Annotated in this window: 9 protein-coding genes; 4 read left to right on the top strand and 5 right to left on the bottom strand. The window is 63.4% G+C overall.

The features are described 5' to 3' along the window. Nucleotides 1-161: 161 nt before the first annotated feature. Complete coding sequence (locus PHS32_RS18325) at nucleotides 162-2,720, top strand: ABC transporter permease (RefSeq protein ID WP_301080542.1); 2,559 nt, start codon at nucleotides 162-164, stop codon at nucleotides 2,718-2,720. 64 nt (nucleotides 2,721-2,784) lie between these two features. Here PHS32_RS18325 and PHS32_RS18320 read toward each other — a convergent pair whose 3' ends face one another. After that, the gene (locus tag PHS32_RS18320) at nucleotides 2,785-3,897 is read right to left on the bottom strand and encodes a glycosyltransferase (RefSeq protein WP_301080541.1); all 1,113 of its coding nucleotides are present in this window, start codon (nucleotides 3,895-3,897) and stop codon (nucleotides 2,785-2,787) included. Nucleotides 3,898-4,383: 486 nt separating this feature from the next. On the opposite strand from PHS32_RS18320, the gene PHS32_RS18315 reads away from it, so the two are divergent. Beyond that, nucleotides 4,384-5,871, top strand: a complete 1,488-nt coding sequence (locus PHS32_RS18315; RefSeq protein ID WP_301080540.1) for a bifunctional aminoglycoside phosphotransferase/ATP-binding protein — start codon at nucleotides 4,384-4,386, stop codon at nucleotides 5,869-5,871. Beyond that, a complete protein-coding gene (gene fabD, locus PHS32_RS18310; protein WP_301080539.1) occupies nucleotides 5,868-6,821 on the top strand; it encodes an ACP S-malonyltransferase in 954 nt (317 codons plus the stop codon). Before PHS32_RS18315 ends, fabD begins: the two co-directional genes overlap by 4 nt. Nucleotides 6,822-6,892: 71 nt before the next feature. Here fabD and PHS32_RS18305 read toward each other — a convergent pair whose 3' ends face one another. Further along, the gene (locus PHS32_RS18305; protein WP_301080538.1) at nucleotides 6,893-10,312 is read right to left on the bottom strand and encodes an HAD-IC family P-type ATPase; all 3,420 of its coding nucleotides are present in this window, start codon (nucleotides 10,310-10,312) and stop codon (nucleotides 6,893-6,895) included. 520 nt (nucleotides 10,313-10,832) lie between these two features. Here PHS32_RS18305 and PHS32_RS18300 point away from each other — a divergent pair. Beyond that, the gene (locus PHS32_RS18300) at nucleotides 10,833-11,783 is read left to right on the top strand and encodes a LysR substrate-binding domain-containing protein (RefSeq protein WP_301080537.1); all 951 of its coding nucleotides are present in this window, start codon (nucleotides 10,833-10,835) and stop codon (nucleotides 11,781-11,783) included. Nucleotides 11,784-11,810: 27 nt separating this feature from the next. On the opposite strand, the gene PHS32_RS18295 is transcribed toward PHS32_RS18300, so the two are convergent. The 3 genes from PHS32_RS18295 to PHS32_RS18285 form a co-directional block, all read right to left on the bottom strand. After that, nucleotides 11,811-14,135, bottom strand: coding sequence for a diguanylate cyclase (locus tag PHS32_RS18295; RefSeq protein ID WP_301080536.1), 2,325 nt, complete (start codon nucleotides 14,133-14,135; stop codon nucleotides 11,811-11,813). A gap of 17 nt (nucleotides 14,136-14,152) precedes the next feature. Continuing rightward, the gene (locus tag PHS32_RS18290; protein WP_301080535.1) at nucleotides 14,153-15,082 is read right to left on the bottom strand and encodes an ABC transporter substrate-binding protein; all 930 of its coding nucleotides are present in this window, start codon (nucleotides 15,080-15,082) and stop codon (nucleotides 14,153-14,155) included. 232 nt (nucleotides 15,083-15,314) lie between these two features. Next, nucleotides 15,315-18,056 (bottom strand): alpha-1,6-glucosidase domain-containing protein, encoded by a 2,742-nt coding sequence (locus PHS32_RS18285; protein WP_301080534.1) that lies wholly within the window; start codon nucleotides 18,054-18,056, stop codon nucleotides 15,315-15,317. Between the last annotated feature and the right edge of the window lie 8 nt (nucleotides 18,057-18,064).

Genomic DNA, 18,064 nt, shown 5'->3' with positions numbered 1-18,064 from the left:
GGTCTGCTACTCGCCGCACCGACGCTTTGCGAGACGGGACTTTCACCCGTTGGAGTGGCGCAGCTGGCCAAGGTACACCCTCCCCCATCGGGGATCAATTGTTCCTTCGCTTCACGACGCACCATGCCAGCTATCTTACCGTGAGCTCTCTATACTGCCGTGTGCTTGCACTCCTTCAAACCTTCTCCTGGCAAGAGCTTCGGTATCACCCCTGGCGCAACGCAGCCGCCGTGCTGGCGGTGATGCTGGGAGTGGCGCTGGCGTTCGCCGTGCATTTGATCAATGCCTCGGCGCTCAATGAGTTCTCGCAGGCGGTGCGCTCGGTCGGCGGCCAGCCGGACCTGGAGCTGCGTGCCGTGCAGGGCACTTTTGACGAGGCGGTTTTTAGCCGCGTCGCCAAGCGGCCCGAAGTGGCGCTGGCCGCGCCGGTGCTGGAGCTCAGCACCTACGCACTGACCGACCGGGCGGAGCGGGTGCTGCTGCGGCTGGTCGGCGTCGATGCCCTGGTCGTGGCCAACGTGGCGCCGGCGCTGCTGCCGCTGCCCGCCGCCGGCGCTGATCGGCTCGCGCTGTTCGCACCCGACACCGTCTTTCTGAACCCGAGCGCACTGCAGCGCCTGACGGGCGACCAGTTGCAACTGCAAAGTGCCCTGAGCCTCAAATCGGTGACGCTGGCGGGCACTGTCGGCGCAGCGGGGAGCCCACTGGCGGTGCTGGACATTGGCGCGGCACAGGAGTTGTTCGGGAAACAAGGGCAACTCTCGCGCATCGATCTGCGCCTGCGGCCCGGTGTCGATCAGGCCGCTTTTGTACGGGCCCTGCAAAGCGCACCGGACTGGCCCGCCAACCTGACGCTGACCGTGCCGGGGGATACCCTGAAGCAGGTCAGCAATATGTCGCGGGCCTACCGCGTCAACCTCAGCGTGCTGGCGCTGGTGGCGCTGTTCACCGGCGCCTTTCTGGTGTTCTCGGTACTGTCCTTGAGCGTTGCCAAGCGCACCCAGCAGTTTGCCCTGCTGGGGGTGCTGGGTCTGAGCGCTCGCAACCGGCTGGCGCTGGTGTTGTGGGAGTCGCTGGCGCTCGGGCTGATCGGCAGCACGGCCGGCCTGGCCCTGGGCACGGCACTGGCGGCACTGGCGCTGCGGCTGCTGGGTGGCGATCTGGGCGGCGGCTACTTTGCCGGCGTGGCACCGGCTCTGCAATGGGATGGCGCGGCAGCGCTGCTGTACGGCGTATTGGGCGTGGTCGCCGCGCTGGTTGGCGGCTGGTGGCCGGCGCGCCAGGCCCAGCGCCTGGCGCCGGCGCTGGCACTCAAAGGTCTGGGGGCCGACCTGGTAACGCAGCGCAGCCATTGGATCAGCATCCTGTTGATCGCGGCCAGCGCCGCGCTGGCAACAGCACCCGCCGTGTTTGACATCCCGCTGGCGGCCTATCTGGCGATCGGCCTGCTGCTGCTGGGCGGTATCACGGCCTTGCCCTGGCTGATCGGTTTGTTGCTGGACCGGCTGGCGCCGCGGGTGGCGCGCCATGCCCTGCCCTTGCTGGCGGTGGAGCGGGCCCGGCGTGTGCGCGAAAGCGCCGCGGTGGCGGTCAGCGGGGTCGTGGCGGCACTCAGCCTGGCGGTGGCGCTGACCGTCATGGTGGCCAGTTTTCGTGGCTCCATGATGCAATGGCTGGACCAGGTGCTGCCGGCCGACCTGTATGCGCGCAGCGCGCGCAGCCCGGGTGCCGGCGACACCGCCTACTTCAGCCCTGAATTCGTGCTGGCGGCGGCGCAGGTGAAGGGCGTGCAGCGGGTCCAGCCGCAGCGCCTGCTCTCGCTGCTGCTGGACCGGGAGCATCCACCGGTGGCGTTGATCGCGCGCCAACTAAGCGACCCGGCGCACAATCTGCCGCTGATCGGGGAGCCCCTGCCGGTGCCGGCCGGCAATATCGGCATCTATGTGAGTGAAGCCATGGTCGATTTGCATGGCGCTCGAATCGGTACCCGATTCGGCCCCCTGTCGGCGGCGTTCAAGGCGCTGGGTCCGGCGGGATCAGCGCCGGCAGGCCCATTCTTCGTCGCTGGCGTGTGGCGCGACTATGCACACCAAGCCGGCGCCATTGCCATCGACCAGCGTGCCTTCGAACAGCTCAGCGGCGACCGGCGCGCGAATGACCTGGCGTTCTGGCTGGACCAAGGGATAGCGCCGGAGCAGGTGCAACAAGCCTTGCGCAAGCTGGCCGACAGGCTGGGCGACGGCTCGGGTCAATTGCTGGAATTCGGCACCTCGCGGCAGATCCGCGCCACCTCGCTCAAAATCTTCGACCGCAGTTTTGCCGTCACCTACTGGCTGCAGGCGGTGGCCATCGGTATTGGCCTGTTTGGCGTGGCGGCAAGCTTCAGCGCCCAGGTGCTGGCCCGGCGCAAGGAGTTTGGCCTGCTGGCGCACCTGGGCCTGACGCGCCGACAGATTCTGGCCGTGGTGGCTTTCGAGGGCGCCGCCTGGACCACGCTGGGCGCCATCGCCGGCCTGGGTCTGGGTCTGGCCGTGTCGGTGGTGCTGGTGCATGTGGTAAACCCGCAGAGTTTTCACTGGACCATGGACCTGGCCTTGCCCTGGCCCCGGCTGCTGGCCCTGTGCCTGGCCGTCGTGGCGGCCGGCACCGTCACCGCCTGGCTGGCCGGCAAGGCGGCTGCGGCCAAGGATGCGGTACTGGCGGTGAAGGAAGACTGGTAGCGCTGGGCTTTGGCAAGCCGCGGAGAAACCTCCGGTTCGCTGCGTGAGGCGGCTGCCGACCTGTTCAGGCGCCTACATCCACTGGATCGCGCAAAGTCAAGGCGCCGATACACCAACGGAACTGGGTCAGCCGGGCGTAGACGGCCGAGTACAGCAGCGCACAAAGGGAAAAGGCCAGTACCAGGAACAGCGTATCGCCGGCCCAGTGCAGCGCAATGTACGCCGGCAAAATTTCGCCGCAACACATGACAGCGCCGGTGGCCGAGTTGCGCGCCAGCGGACTGGCATGGGGCAGCAGGCGCCGCGTCAGACGGCGGTTGATCAAGCTGTGCAAGTGCAGGCAGTCCGGGGCACCGATTTTCTGGCGTCGACGCCAACGCCGCAATATGCTGAACAAGACCTCCAGAATTGGCAGGCCGCATACCAGCAGCGGCGACCAGGCCGATACCTCCGGGTGGCGGGCCAGCAACAGCACGGCCAGCCAGGCCACGCTGAAGCCCAGAAAGTAGGCACCGCCATCGCCCAGGAAAATCTTGCCCAGGGGCCAGTTCACCAGCATAAAACCGACCACCGCGCCGCCCAGGATCAGACAACTTAAGGTCAGGTCGAGATCCCCCAACGCATGGCACAGCCAGGCAAAACTGACCAGGATGATGATCACGCTGCCGCTGGCCAGACCGTTCATGCCGTCAATGATGTTGATGGCATTGGCCACGCCGCCGACGGCAAACGCCGTGAAAGCCACCGAGAAGACGCTGAAGCCGAGCAGCCAGTCGAACCCCATCACGTTGACGTCGGTAATCGAATAACCCGTCATGGCGTAGCCCAGCGCACCACAGGCCAGGGTGGCCAGCAGCCGGGCTCGCACGCTGACGCGCTTGGTCAGGTCTTCGGTCAAGCCAAAGACAAAGGCCGGAAGACCCGCCAGCAACAGCGGCCAGAGCAAGCTTTGACGATGGGGTTGGGCCAGCAGGCAGCCCACCAGCACCCCCGCCACCACACCGATGCCACCCACACGGGGGGTCGGTCGGCAGTGATTCCTTTGCACGCCAAAAGTGCTGTCCAGGCTCAGGTGCCTGTGCCAGGGCAAGGTCACCAGCACCAGCAGCGTCGCCAGCAAGGACACGCCGGCGGCGGCAAAGGAGGAGAAGGGTAAAAGACCCAGGAGATCGGTCATCGGAGAGATCCCAGCCCTATCAGCAGGCCAAACAGCCATTGCAGATAGTTCCTGTTGCATTTGAGACACTGGTAATGCTTGCTCCCGATAAAGAGACGCATCAGCACGTTACGCGGCGCTCGGCGCATGGCGGAGACGCAACGGGGACATGAAACCGCCCGACGGTGCGGAAAATCATTGAAACTGGAGGGTGGCCTGGTCATTTTGAATGGGTGCCTCTGATCGCAATAACGTGTTTCGGGGCTAAGCCACACCCCACGCCAATTCATGCAGGGAGATGTGTGGATAGATTGGGAATCAAGTAAGTAAGTTTCCCCGAGGGGAGTGATCATTGCACCTCTAGCCTTCTTTGTCCATCCCCCAAATGGGGGATATATTGATCACCGACAGCCTGAGGACAATTACCGCGCATTTTCCCCTGATGGCAGGTCTTTCGGGCTTCCCGCGTGCCGGCCGTCATGGCGGAATCTGGCATCATTGACGCTTATGGAGTCCAACCTGCCCCCGCTGATCCAGGCCTTGCTGGAGTCGCAGCGCTATCCTGACGCGACGCAAAGCGTCGAACTGGTCCAAACCCATATTTCGTGGCTGCTGCTGGCAGGTGATTTCGCCTACAAGATCAAGAAGCCTCTGCGCCTGCCTTTTCTGGACTTCAGCACTCTGGCGCAACGCCAGCGCAGTTGCCAGGATGAGCTGCGCCTGAACCGCCGCTTTGCGCCCGACCTCTACCTGGAGGTGGTGGGCATTTTCAATACGCCGCAGGATCCGCGCTTCGCCGGCCAGGACGCACCGATCGAGTACGCGGTCAAGATGCGCCGCTTCGATGAAACGGGCCGCCTGGACCGGGTCTGCGCCCGCGGCGAACTGGAGCCACGCCATCTGTCCGATCTGGCCGATACGCTGGTCGCTTTTCACGCCACGGCCGCGGTGGCGCCGCCAGCGTCGCGCTTCGGGTCGGCGCCGCAAATAGCAGCGCCGGTGCGACAGAACTTCGATGATCTGCCGATCCCGGGTTTGCGGGCCCGGTTGACGGCCTTGCGGGTCTGGACCGAGACCCAATTCAAGCAGCTCACGCCTGTGTTCGAAGCTCGCCAACGCGCCGGCTGGGTGCGTGAATGCCACGGCGACCTGCACCTGGCCAATCTGGTCCTGATCGACCAAAAAGTGCGGCTGTTCGACTGCATCGAATTCAGCGAAGAGCTGCGCTGGATCGACGTCGCCAGCGAGGTCGCCTTTACCTACGTCGACCTGCTGGCGCACGGCCAGCCGGGGTTGTCCACCTGGTTTGTGAACGAGGTGTTAAGCCGCAGCGGCGATTACGAAGCGGCGCTGGTGCTGCGCTTCTATGCGGTTTACCGGGCCTTGGTGCGGGCCAAGGTGGCGGCCATTCGCAGCTCGCAGACCCGGGGCGACGACAACGAAGTGGTGGCTTATGTGGCGCTGGCGGAACGCTTGGTGGCGCCACCGCCGGTGCGGCTGGTGATCACGCACGGGCTGTCGGGCTGCGGCAAGACCACTGCCGCCGCGGCACTGCTGCAAAACGACCCACAGGCGTCGACCCTGCGACTGCGCTCGGATGTGGAGCGCAAACGCCGGTTCGGGTTGGCCAGCACCGCGCATAGCGACTCGGGCAGCAACGCCGGCATTTACAGCGCCAAGGCCAGCGCCGAGACCTATCAGCGCCTGCGCCAGTTGGCCGAAATGCTGCTGCGCGCCGGCTGGTCGGTGGTTGTCGACGCCACCTTCCTGAAACGCGCCGAGCGGGCGGACTTTCGCCAGCTTGCCGCACAGACCGGCGCCGCCTTCGGCATTCTGGCGCCGCCGGCCACGCCAGCGCAACTGCGCGAACGCATCCTGGCGCGCGCGGCCCTGGGGCACGACGCCTCCGAGGCAACGCTGGAAGTGCTGGCGCAACAGGTGCAAACACTGGAACCACTGACGGCTGACGAAGGCCCCCTTATTGCTGATTCATGAGCAAGTTCGCATTTGTTTTCCCGGGACAAGGGACCCACTATGTGGGCATGGGGATGGAACTGGCCGACCGTTATCCGGCGGCGGCGGCGGTCTTCGAACAGGCCAATGAGGTGCTGGGCATGGACATCCGCCGTCTCTGCCGCGCTGGGCCGGAAGCCGAACTGCTGAAAACCGAAAATGCCCAGCCGGCCATTCACACGACGACGCTGGCGCTGTTGCAGGTTGTGCAGGCCCATGGCTTCGCCGCCGATGTGACAGCCGGCTTCAGTCTGGGCGAATACGCGGCCCTGGTCTATGCCGGGGTCTTTCGCTTTGAAGACAGCGTCAAGCTGGTGCGCCAGCGCGGCATCCTGATGCAAAACGCGGTGCCCCAGGGCTTGGGCAAGATGTGCTGGATTACCGGCCTGGACCGACCGACGGTCCAGCGAATTGTCGAGCAGGCCAAGGACCAGGGGCTGATCGAATGTTCCAACTTCAACTGCCCGAATCAAATCATCGTTGCCGGCTATGCCGCGGCGGTTGAAAAAGCGGCTGAACTGGCGCTGCGCCGGGGTGCCGCGGCGGCCACGTTCCTCAACGTCAGCGGGCCGTTTCATACCAGTTTGCTCAAGGGTGCCGGCCAGCAATTGCATGAACTGATGCGCAGCGTGACGATGGCCCAACCGGGCAAAAAAGTGGTCAGCAACGTGACGGCCAACTACCTTTCCCGCAATGACGACATCCGCCAGTTGCTGGACCAGCATGTCTACCAGCCGGTGCGCTGGGAGGATAGCGTCAACACCATGCTTGATGACGGCGTCGACACCTTTGTTGAAATCGGCCCCAAGCATCTGCTGAGCACCTTCAACCAGGCTACGGCGGACCACCGGGGCCTCAAGGTGCGCTGCCTCAATGTCGAGAATGTTCAAACCCTGGAGACCTTGCTGCGCACGCTGGAAAAAACAGCGTAGGGCGGCACAAAGCGGCATCCCCTGCCGCCTCCTTGACGCACAACGCTTCTCGCAAGCAGTGTGAACCAGCCTTAATCCGTGACCGCCAGCAAAAGCGCGATCGCCACCCCAAGGCCGGCCGGGATGCCATAGCGCTCCCACTTCGACACCGCGTCGCCGGCCACCACTTCAACTGGCACCGAGGTCAGTGCGATGACCTTGTTGGTCAGCGAGTTTTCGAGCAACCGCGTGAGCGAATTCTTGCGCGCCGTGCTCATCACGATGCGGTCGCAGTGCAGGCGCCGGGCGCTATCGGTGATGAGTTTGGCCCGCTCACCGACCTCGCGGTGCACCGAGTAGGGAATGCTGAAGTTGTCCAGCATCTGCCGGATCGGGCCAAGCACCTTCTCGGATTGGTCGTGGTGGTAACTGTGCCGGTCCTTGCGGCTGGCAAACCGCGCGACGTCCCGGTTGAAGTGCGGCTGCACGTTCAGCAAGTGAATCTCCATGGCGCTGTTGCTCATGAACTCCCGAATCACTTGCTGCACCGCGAACTGGCTATTGCGGGAACCGTCGACCGGAATCAGTATCCGCTGCATTTTGGCCGGTTCACCGAAGCGTTGCGCAGCGGACCCGAGTTTTTCGGCTGGCGGCGCCAGATCGGCGCCCGCGGTGGCACGGCGCTGGGTTGACGTCGCTTGCGGGCTTATCGTCTTGCGCCGGCGGAAGTAAACCTTGAGCAGTTCCATCGCCAGCGGCGAGGCGAAGAAGAACGGCAGCATCAACAGCCAGTCTGCGACGGTCAGCGGCACGGTGTCGAAGAAGGGCCGCAGGAACGGCACGTACACCACCAGCAGCACCAGCAGAAACGAAACCCCGACGGCCCAGACCATCCAGCGATTGGAAAACACACCGATGGAAAAAACGCTGTGGTACTCGGAGCGGGCGGTAAAGGCGCGTATCAGCTCCGAGCTGCACAAGGCCACAAAAGCCATGGTCTGGGCCGCCATCAGTTGTTCGGGGTAACGCTGCAGGGCGAAATAGAAGACGGCAAGAATGGCAATTGCGTCGACCAGTCCGACCACGCCAATGCCGATCGCCATGTCGCGATTGATGACCGGCTCGCTGGCAGGACGGGGACTATGTTTCATGATGTCGGGATCGCCCTTCTCCAGCCCCAAGGCCAGGGCCGGCGCACCGTCGCTGACAAGGTTCAACCAAAGCAGTTGCACCGGCCGCAGGGGAATCGGCAAGCCCACCAACATGGCACCGAAGATGATGAGAATTTCTCCCACGTTGCAGGCCAGCAGAAAGTAGACGAACTTGCGGATGTTGGAGTAGATGATCCGCCCCTGCTCGATGGCCGCCACGATGCTGGCGAAATTGTCATCGGTGAGAACCATGTCGGCGGTCTGTTTGGCGACATCGGTGCCGGTGATGCCCATGGCGATGCCGATATTGGCCCGCTTCAGTGCCGGTGCGTCGTTGACCCCATCACCGGTCATCGCCACGACGTGGCCACGCGCCTTCAGGGCGTCAACGATGCGCGTCTTGTGCTGCGGCGAAACCCGGCAGCAGACGTCGAGCTGATCGACCCTGGCCCCCAGTTCCTGATCGCTGAGCTTTTCAATTTCCGGCCCGGTCAACACCAGCCCACCCGGGGTCAGCAAGCCGATATCGCGGGCGATGGCCTCGGCCGTGTCCTTGTAGTCGCCGGTCACCATGACGCACTTGAGACCGGCGCCGCGCGCCAGTTTCAAGGCTTCCACCACCTCCGGCCGCGGTGGGTCTATCATGCCCAGCAGCCCGACGAAGACCAGGTCCTGCTCGACCGTTTCCGGCGTCACGCTGGCCGGCAGTTCCGGCAGTGGGCGATAGGCCACGGCCAGCACGCGCAAGGCCTGGCTGGCCATGTCGCTGTTTTGTTCGAGTATCCGTCGGCGCATGTCCTGCGTCAGTTCGCTGGTCTGGCCAGCCTCCAGCCTTTGGCCGCACAAATCCAGAATCACGTCCGGCGCGCCCTTGACGAAAGCGATCACCGGCGGATAGCTGAAGCCCGGCGCGGCGGCCTGGGCATGCATGCGATCGACCCGGTGCAGCGTTGTCATGCGCTTTCTGTCGGAATCAAAAGGGATTTCCTGGATCCGTGGCAACGCCTGTTCCATTTCGTTGCGCCGGTAGCCGCTCTTGGCGGCGCAAACCACCATGGCGGCCTCGGTCGGGTCGCCGATGATCTGCCACGAGGGAGCGCCGGATGTGTCGCGCTTTTCCTCCAGTTTGGCGTCGTTGCAGACCAGCGCGCCCTGTAGCAGAAGGGTCGCGTCCGGATCGGTCCGCGGCACAAACGGGTTGGCGCCGATGAAGAACTCGCCGCTGGGGCTGTAGCCTTCTCCCGTGATGCTCAAGCGCTTGCCGCCGGTCCAGGCTTGGACCACGGTCATTTCGTTCTGCGTCAGGGTCCCGGTCTTGTCGGAGCAGACCACCGTGGCACAACCCAGCGTTTCGACGGCCGGAAGTTTGCGGATCAATGCATGGTGCTTGATCATGCGCTGCATCCCCAGGGCCAGACAGATGGTGACGATGGCCGGCAGACCTTCCGGCACGGCGGCGATGGCCAGGCTGACCGCCGTCATGAACAGATTGATGATGTCCTTCTTCTCCAGCTCCAGGTAATTCAGGAAACCGCTGTTCAGGGCCTCCGCCAGATGCGTATCCCGAAACAGGCCGTAGACAAACACCAGGGCGCAGACCGCCAGGCAGGAGGTGCCCAGAACCTTGCCCAGATGCTCCAGCTTGCTCTGCAACGGCGTGTCCTCGTCCTCGAACGACTCGATCATCTCGGCGATCAGGCCGATCTGCGTGTTCATGCCGGTGCCGGTCACCAGTCCGCGCCCACGGCCATAGCTGATCAAGGTGCCCATGAAGGCGCTGTTCTTGCGATCTCCCAAGGGAATTTCCTTGTCCAGCACAACCCCGGCATTCTTCTCCACCGGCACCGATTCGCCGGTCAGCGAAGCCTCCTCGATTTTCAGATTGACGCTTTCCACCAGCCGCAAATCGGCCGGAACATAGTTGCCAGCTTCCAGCAGGACAATGTCGCCACCGACCAGTTCACGCCCCGGGATGGTTATCTGCCGGCCATCGCGTATGACTTGCGCCTTGGGCGCCGACATCTTTTTCAACGCCGCCAGCGCCTGTTCCGCCTTCGATTCCTGAATCACGCCGACCACTGCGTTCAGCACCACAATGAACATGATGGCGACCGAATCCAGATACTCACCCAAGGCCAGCGAGATGAGCGCGGCGAGCACAAGAATGATGACCAGGTAGTTGTTGAACTGATCCCACAGAAGGGTCAAAAATCCAGGTCGTGGCCGCCCGCTCAATTCGTTCAGGCCAAACTTCGCCAGACGCGTCTGTGCCTCCTGTCCGGTCAGACCCTGTTCCAGGTGGGTCCGCAAGCTGTCAACAAGTTCGTCGACCGGCTTGCCGTGGGCTTCTTTGTCTTGCATGAAATGACTCCTTTGCGGGACCAATCCTCAGCTCCGTCCCCGGCACTTTTTTCGCCTGGATTGGCGAGCTGCACGAACCGGCATTGGCCGCCCCAGTCGCCGTTCGTTGACCCCAGTATGGAAGCATTGACGGTCAAAAACAATTTGAACTTTGTGATACCTCGGATAAAGAAATGAATAGCAAAAAATTGCCATGCAATGGCTTGCATTGCGATTCGCAATGCTTTGTCATCGGAATAGTGATTGCCGCGCAAGATAGGTTCTGCTATAAACAAATTGCGTGTTCCGGCGCAAACCGGAACACCCCCTCCAAAGGGGAGTAGCTTGAGCAGTCAATGGCTGCCGTGGCGTGATCGTCAAGACGGGCTTTTAGCCCCGGTCACGTCAGCATCCTTAGCAAGGTGTAGGCGAGACCTTTGCCCATAGGTGAAGTCTGCCCCGACAGCGGTCTTCATCTTGAGGTGAAGGCCGCTGTGCGTTTAGGGCACGGCGGTATGGCCATCGAACCAAGGAACTCGCCATGCTGCAAGCAAATATCCACCGCTATCTCAGGCACGGAACACTCCCGCAACTGCGCGTCTTCGAGGCCAGCGCGCGCCTCGGCAACTTCAGCCTGGCGGCGCTGGAGTTGCACATGGCCCAGCCGACCGCTTCAATCCAGATCAAGAAACTGACGGAAACGGTCGGCCTGCCCCTGTTTGAGCAGGTTGGCCGACGCGTCTACCTGACCGACGCCGGACAGCGTCTTTACACCGGCTGCCGTCACGTATTTCGCGCCCTGTCGGAGATCGAGGAAACACTGAACAGTCTGCGGACCGTCGAGAGCGGATATTTGCGGCTGGCCGTTTGCTCGACCGGCAAGTACTTCGCGCCGCGCCTGCTTGGCGCCTTCATGGCGCACTATCCGGGAGTGCAAGTGTCACTGGAGATCCACAATCGCAACACGCTGATCGAGCGACTCGCGAACAACCAGGATGATCTGTACCTGTTCGCCTCGCCGTTCCACCGGGAAGACGTTGTGACCCAGGCCTTGCTACCCAATCCGCTGGTGGTTTTCGCGCGCGACGATCATGCGCTGGCCGGCACCCGGCGGATCAGCTTCGAGCGCCTTGCCGCCGAACCTTTCCTGCTGCGCGAACAGGGGTCTGGCACACGACAAATCGCCACCCAACTGTTCGAGCAGCACGGATTTGCACCCAAAATCCGTCTCGAACTGAGCGACGATGAGGCGATCAAGGAAGCCATTCTGGCGGGCCTGGGGCTGGCGATCATGTCACGTTTCACGCTCGGCATGGAAGCGGGGCCCTCGCGCCTGATTTGTCTTGACGTCCTGGGTTTTCCGTTGGAAAACCATTGGTATTTTTGCTACCCGGTCGGCAAGCAACTGCCGGCCGCGACGCGGGCCTTCGTGGACTTCGCACGGCTCGAAGTCAAGGAGCTGGCGCCGCAGGGCGCCGGCCAGAACCCGTGACCGGTTCGAAGTCGGCATCCCATCACCCTATTCCTCGGCAAAAAAACGGTAGCAGTTCTTGCCGTTGCGCTTGGCCTGGTACATGGTCAGGTCGGCCTGCCGCAGCAGTTCTTCCACGGCCACGTCCTGCTCCTGGGGGTAGAAGGTGACACCCAGCGTAGCCGAGACCTGAAGCACCACATCGCCGTATTGCAGCGGCAGCGTGGCGGCATCAAGCAGGCGCTCCAGCAGCGGCGCACTGGCTTGCGCGTCGCCTAAATCGAGCAGCACCGCGACAAACTCATCGCCGCCAATACGGGCCAGTGTGTCGCCTTCACGCAGGGCCTGCTTCATGCGACTGGCGACCGCGATCAGAAGCTGGTCGCCGGCGTCGTGCCCATGCAGGTCGTTGACCGGCTTGAAATCATCCAGGTCCAGAAATACCACCGCCAGCAACTGCCCGCGGCGCAGCACCTGCGCCATGCCCTGCTGCAGGCGGTCGGCCAGCAACAAGCGGTTCGGCAGACCGGTGAGCAAGTCGAAATGAGCCAGTTGCTCAAGCTGTTGTTGCTGTTCCTTGAGCGGCGTGATGTCGAAGAACAGCGAGACGTAATGCCAGACCTTGCCCTGGCCATCGCGCACCGCACTGATGTCTTGCAGCTGGGCGTAAACCTCGCCGTTCTTGCGCCGGTTCCAGACCTCGCCACGCCAGTGCCCCTGCTGCCGCAGGTCGCGCCACATGGCGCTGTAGAACTCCTTGTTCTGGCGCCCCGACGCCAGCAAGCGCGGATTGCGGCCAATCACCTCGTCACGGGCATAGCCGGTGACCTGGCTGAAAGCATCATTGACATCGACGATGATGCCTTGCGCATCGGTGATCATGATGCCCTCATGCGCGTGGGCGAAGACATTGGCCGCGAGCTGGAGTTTTTCCTCCGCCTGCTTGTGCTGCGTGATGTCGGCGTGCGTGCCGATCAGGCGCAGCGGCCTGCCGGCGGCGTCGCGACTGACGATGCTGCCGCGGTCACGCACCCACTTGTAAGCGCCGTCCTTGCAGCGGATACGGTGTTCGCTGACGTAGAGCGGAGTTTTGCCGTCCAGAAAGGCTTGCAGCACGGCCAGCGCCCCGCTCTTGTCTTCCGGATGGATGCGCCGCTCCCACTCGTCATAACCTTGGCCCACCTCATGCTCGGCATAGCCCAGCATCTGTTTCCACTGCAAACTGAAAAAAATCGTTCCATCCGCCAGGTTCCAGTCCCACAGCCCGTCACCGGAACCTTCGATGGCGAATTTCCAGCGGAATTCGCTGCTCTCCAGCGCCTGTCTTTGCCGCGTCACAAGACGATGCTCGCGTCTTAGTTTGCGCCGGGTCAGGTACAAGCGGGAACTGAGCAGCAGGATCAGACCGAAGGCCAGGACAGTGCCGACCGTGGACCAGCGGTAACGCTCCCAGATGTCACGCAGGGTAAAAACGGGTGCCGCCTGGAACGGCGGCAAACGCAACTCCCTGAGCAAATCCGCCACCAGGGTGTAATCGGCCGGCACGACAAAGCCATGGATGCCGATAGCCTGCGTGGCAGGGGTGTTTTGATCGAGCAAAAACAGTGCCGCGGCGACACGCCGGGCCAGCACTTCATCCAAGTGCGCCAGTGCGGCAAAAGGCCATTCCGGGTAGAGGCGCGTGGAAACAAGGGATGGGAATTCAGGCACATCCTGCCGATTCAGAACCTTGATCCGGTTCAGGTCGAGCCGGCCCTTGCGCACCAGGTCCTCCAGCACACCAGTGCGCACAAAACCGACCTCCGCACGACCCGCCAGCACCGCCTCCACCACTTTCTCCTGCGGCATGCCGGTGATCATCAGCTTGAGGTCTTGCGACACATTGATTCCGGCCTTCTTGAGCTCATAGGCCTGCATCTGATAACCGCCCAGGGACTCGGTACCGGCGGCGGCCACCGTTTTGCCCTGCATCTGGCTCAGCGAATTGATGGAGGCCTGTTCCGCCCGACTGAATACCACGCCGCCAAACACCGTGCTGTACCTGTCCTTTTCAGTCACCGCCAGCGTCGCCAAGGGCGAGGACAAACCGCCCAGCCGTGACAACCGCAGGTAATGACTGGGGTTGGTCAACACAAAATCAAGCTGACGCGCCATGACCGCGCTCTCCAACTCGTGGTAAGGGAGCACCTCCAGCGCAAATTCGCGCTCCGGAATGGCCTGTTTGAGGGCCAGCGCCAACGCCTGCCAATGCGCCCGGCTTTGTGCTTCGGTGCGAAACCCGAGCACACCGATGCGCACCGGCTCAGCCCCCCGGGCCGGCAGCGACAGTGCCCAGCCGGCCAGCCAGGCCAACAGCAGGAGCCGAAGGAACACGCGTACGGGAACCGACCTCATAGTCGATTGGCGGAGAAATCGGTGGGCAAGAAATCAGGACATAGCAGCAAATTCAGGGAGTCCTCCTGCTTGAGCAAGTGGTTCCTGACCATGACGCCGGAGATCTGGCGTGCGCTGGCGAGCAGTTCGGGTGTTGCACCGGCCAGCAGGCGGTGGTTATTGGCAACGCCGGGCTGCACCAGGCCCTTGAAGGCAGACAGTACCTGATGCAGCGGCAAGCCCAGGTGGCGCGTCATGCGGTAGGCGGCGTCCCGCGGGTTGCCGGCCAGATGTTCGAGCGCCCGAAAATGGCCCTCGATCAAGTGCCGCACCGCGGCCTGACAGCAGGGCTCAAGCGCATCGCGGCGCAACGCCAGCACATCGACAATGGTATTGGGAGTTTTCCGGCTGTCGAACAAGCGGGTGGCATCCTGTGCCAGCAACTGGCTGGCGACCGGCTCGTAGCTGATCACGGCATCGATCTCCTGGCGGCTCCAGGCGGCGCGCTGCTGGTCGATGGCGAGCGGCACCAGGGTAATGTCCTGCCGGCTCAGTCCGGCGGCGCGCATGACCTCCAGCAACATCAATTCTCCGGTGGTGCCCTGCTCGTAGCCCAGACGGCGACCTTTGATGTCGCTGAGCTTCTTGATGCCGGCACGCGCCAACAGCATGTCGGCACCGGCCGAAACATCAAAAACCAGCACCACCGACAAGGGCAAGCCGCCGGAGCGTGCCCGCAAGACCTCATCGAGCGTCAGGGCGGCACCCTGCACCTGTCCTTGCGCCAAGGCCTGCAAGGACGCGCTGGCCGAACGGGTTTCCAGCAGACGCACCTGCCGCAGGTCGAGCCAGCCCTCGTCACGCGCCAGAAACATCGACTCGTAGCCGACCCAGGCGTGGGCCGCCACCGCAATCGGTTTGTCAAGCAGCCAGTCACAGGCCGGCAAGACAGGTAACAACGACAGCCCCCCCATCCCGAGCAGGAACCGACGCCGCAGCTGAGCGATTGAATTGTTGTTCGTAGGCAGACCCCCTGTTTCAGTCTCTTTTTCCTTCCCACCTCAGAGACGCTGGCGGTGTAATAGTTTGTAACAACTATACACCCCTGGCCGGCGCCGCAACTTCAGCACAAGCTGGCCACGGCGGGCCTGGAGGGGAAGCAGAAACGGAGCGCTCCCGTCACTCCACCACGTAGACCAGCGCGCTGCGAGCCGGGATGCTGAAGCGGCCGCTTGCCGACTCGAAACGCGCTTGCAAGACGGGGCGTTGGTCGGCCGCGCCGGCGGCCAGGTGCAGCGGATGCAAGACATAGGGCTTGCCCTGCTCTGACGGCAACAGCAGTTGCTGGGCGGTCTTGTCGACGTTCACAAAGTAGAGCAATTCCCTGAAGCCGGCGCCGGGGTAGCCGGTACCGTCCAGGTGGCCCACCAGCAGTGTCGGGTTTTGCCCTGCGCCGGTGTTAAGGAACTTCAGCCTGACCATGATGTCTTCGCTTGAACGCAAACGGAACAAAGTGGAGCTGGCGCGCAGCTTGAGCAGGTCGCGGAACATGTCGCGCGCCAGGGCAATTTCGCTGGCGGTCGGTTGGATGTCCGGGTTCGCCAGCAGCGGTTTGATCAGGCCGTAGTTGCCGCCGTTGTCACCCTTGGGTGGCGCACCGCTGCCGAAGTAGTTGTCGCTGTAGCTCCAGTCCAGTCGGTTGAACCAGTCGCCCGAGTCGTAGCTGTTGCCGTCCATCGACTTGGAACGCAAGATGTCCATGCCGGCGTGGAAATAAGCCACGCCCTGGCTGAAGGCATTGATGGCGGCGCCCAGCATCTGCACGCGGGCCCGGTCCTCGCGGCTGGTGCTCAAAGGCAGCTTGTAGGCATTGATGTCGAACAAGGTTTGGTTGTCGTGGTTTTCAACATAGTTCACCACTTCGCCGGGCTGACTGGCATAGCCGGCGCTCTGCCCGCTGTAGTCGATGTCCTGCAACCTTTTGTCGACGTCCAGATAAGTCGTCAGCGTGTAGTCGCGGATGGAACCGGCCAGACCTACGCGCACCAGGTCGGCTGTTTGCAGCAACGCCGACAGGGGCGTGCCGGCGCCGGCCAGCGCGTTGCGGTCATAGACCAGGCCGTTGATGTAGCCTTGATTCTTCACCAGCGCTTCACCGCTGTCGCTGGCACGGCCACCGCGCACCGCGTCACGACCCCGGTCGCTGAAGGTCCCAATGCCGGAGCCGTTGAGGGACAACTGCGACGCCTGGACGAAGCGGGCGCCGTCGGCCACTTCGCCAAAATTCCAGCCTTCGCCGATCAGGTTGACGCTGCGACCCGTCGCGTGGTTGACACGCGTCTGCAACGTCTGCATCACGCTGCGCGGCTGGTGCGCCATCAGGTCGAAACGAAAGGAGTCAATCTTGTAGTGCGTGGCCCACAGCACGGTCGAGTCGATCATGAGTTTGCCCATCATCATGTTCTCGGTGGCGGTGTTGTCGCAGCAGGTGGAACGCTCCACCACGCCGGCGGCGTCTAGCCGCTGGTAGTAGCCGGGCACGATGCGGTCCAGCACCGATTTTTCATGTTGCCCGGAAGCGGCCGTGTGGTTGTAGACCACGTCCATGCCGACCCGCAGATGGGCCTGGTGCAGCGCCTGCACCATCTGGCGAAACTCCAGAATGCGGACGGCGCCGTTCGCCGCGTCGCTGGCATAGCTGCCCTCGGGCGCGTTGAAGTGATACGGGTCGTAGCCCCAGTTGAAGCAGTCTTTCGCCGCACTGGCCATCACCGCCGCCTGCTGCGCCTCGCTGTCGGGCGCCTGCACGGCGGGCACAACAGGCGTGACGCAAGAGGCCTCGGGAATGGTGGCCAGGTCGAATACCGGCAGCAGGTGCACGTCGGTCAGTCCGGCATCCGACAAGGCCTTCAGATGCTTCATGCCATTGGACCGGCCCTCGGTGAAAGCCAGGTACTTGCCGCGGTGCGCTGCGCTGACAGAGCTGTCGTTGATGGAAAAGTCGCGCACATGCAACTCGTACACCACCATGTCGGTTTGCGCTTGCACCTTGCGTGGCGTCGGTGTGCCGTCCCAGCCGGCCGGCTTGAGGCTGGCAGCGTTCAAGTCGGCGATGTAGCTGCGTTTCGAATCGGTCGTCAGGCTGACCGCATAGGGATCGGTGACCCGGTTGCGCACCATGCCGACGCCGGGCACGAAAACATCGACCAGGTACTTGTAGTACTGGCCCGACAGGTCGGTCCCTTGACGCGCCGACCAGACACCGGTGGCAGTGTCCCAGCGCATAGCCTGGCGCCCGCTGGCCGGGCCAGTTCCGCTGGCGTAGAGGCAAACCGAGACTTGCTGCGCGGTCGGCGCCCAGAGTTTGAAATGGGTTTGTTTGGGGTTCACGGCGACGCCCAGATCCTTGACGCCCTCGGCAGGCGCATACAAATCGTCCAGCCCACCGGCCAATTGCAAGGCGGTGGCGTGGCGCACCTGCCCCTGCGCGTCCTCCTGCACCAGCACCAGTTGCTGCTTGTGCAGCGCCGGCAGTCTTGCCAGGTCCGCCGGCCTGACCGACAGCCGCACGCCGTCGGCGACAAACTTGAAGCGCTGGGCGATGGCTGCCGACACATTGCCCTTGAACACATCCAGCGACAGCGCGCCGTCGGCGCCCCGGACCGCGGCACCTTCGACGGTCAGCAGTTGGCCCGTCGCCGAGTAATAGAGTTTGAAGTTGCCCGACGCATCCCGCCCGGGCCATTGGGCCAGCTGGCGGGTCAGCCAGTAGGCGCGGGCTTCCATGCGGCTGCCCATGGGCGAGGCCTGCAGCTGGGTCTGGAATTCAGCCCTGTCGCAATCTTCCAGCGCCTGACTTTTGCCACTGGCCGAGGCCGACGCGGCCAGCGTCAATGCGGCCAGGGCCAGTCCCGGTTTCATCCATCCAT

The organism is Rhodoferax sp., assembly GCF_028714215.1.
Lineage (GTDB): Bacteria > Pseudomonadota > Gammaproteobacteria > Burkholderiales > Burkholderiaceae_C > Rhodoferax.
Note: the sequence above shows the minus strand (reverse complement) of the source record. Positions and strands in the feature narration are given on the sequence as shown.

Coding starts and splice junctions, on each gene's coding strand:
- PHS32_RS18315 (WP_301080540.1), top strand. CDS start 4,384: ATGGAGTCCAACCTGCCCCCGCTGATCCAGGCCTTGCTGGAGTCGCAG.
- PHS32_RS18300 (WP_301080537.1), top strand. CDS start 10,833: ATGCTGCAAGCAAATATCCACCGCTATCTCAGGCACGGAACACTCCCG.
- PHS32_RS18320 (WP_301080541.1), bottom strand. CDS start 3,897: ATGACCGATCTCCTGGGTCTTTTACCCTTCTCCTCCTTTGCCGCCGCC.
- fabD (WP_301080539.1), top strand. CDS start 5,868: ATGAGCAAGTTCGCATTTGTTTTCCCGGGACAAGGGACCCACTATGTG.
- PHS32_RS18285 (WP_301080534.1), bottom strand. CDS start 18,056: ATGAAACCGGGACTGGCCCTGGCCGCATTGACGCTGGCCGCGTCGGCC.
- PHS32_RS18305 (WP_301080538.1), bottom strand. CDS start 10,312: ATGCAAGACAAAGAAGCCCACGGCAAGCCGGTCGACGAACTTGTTGAC.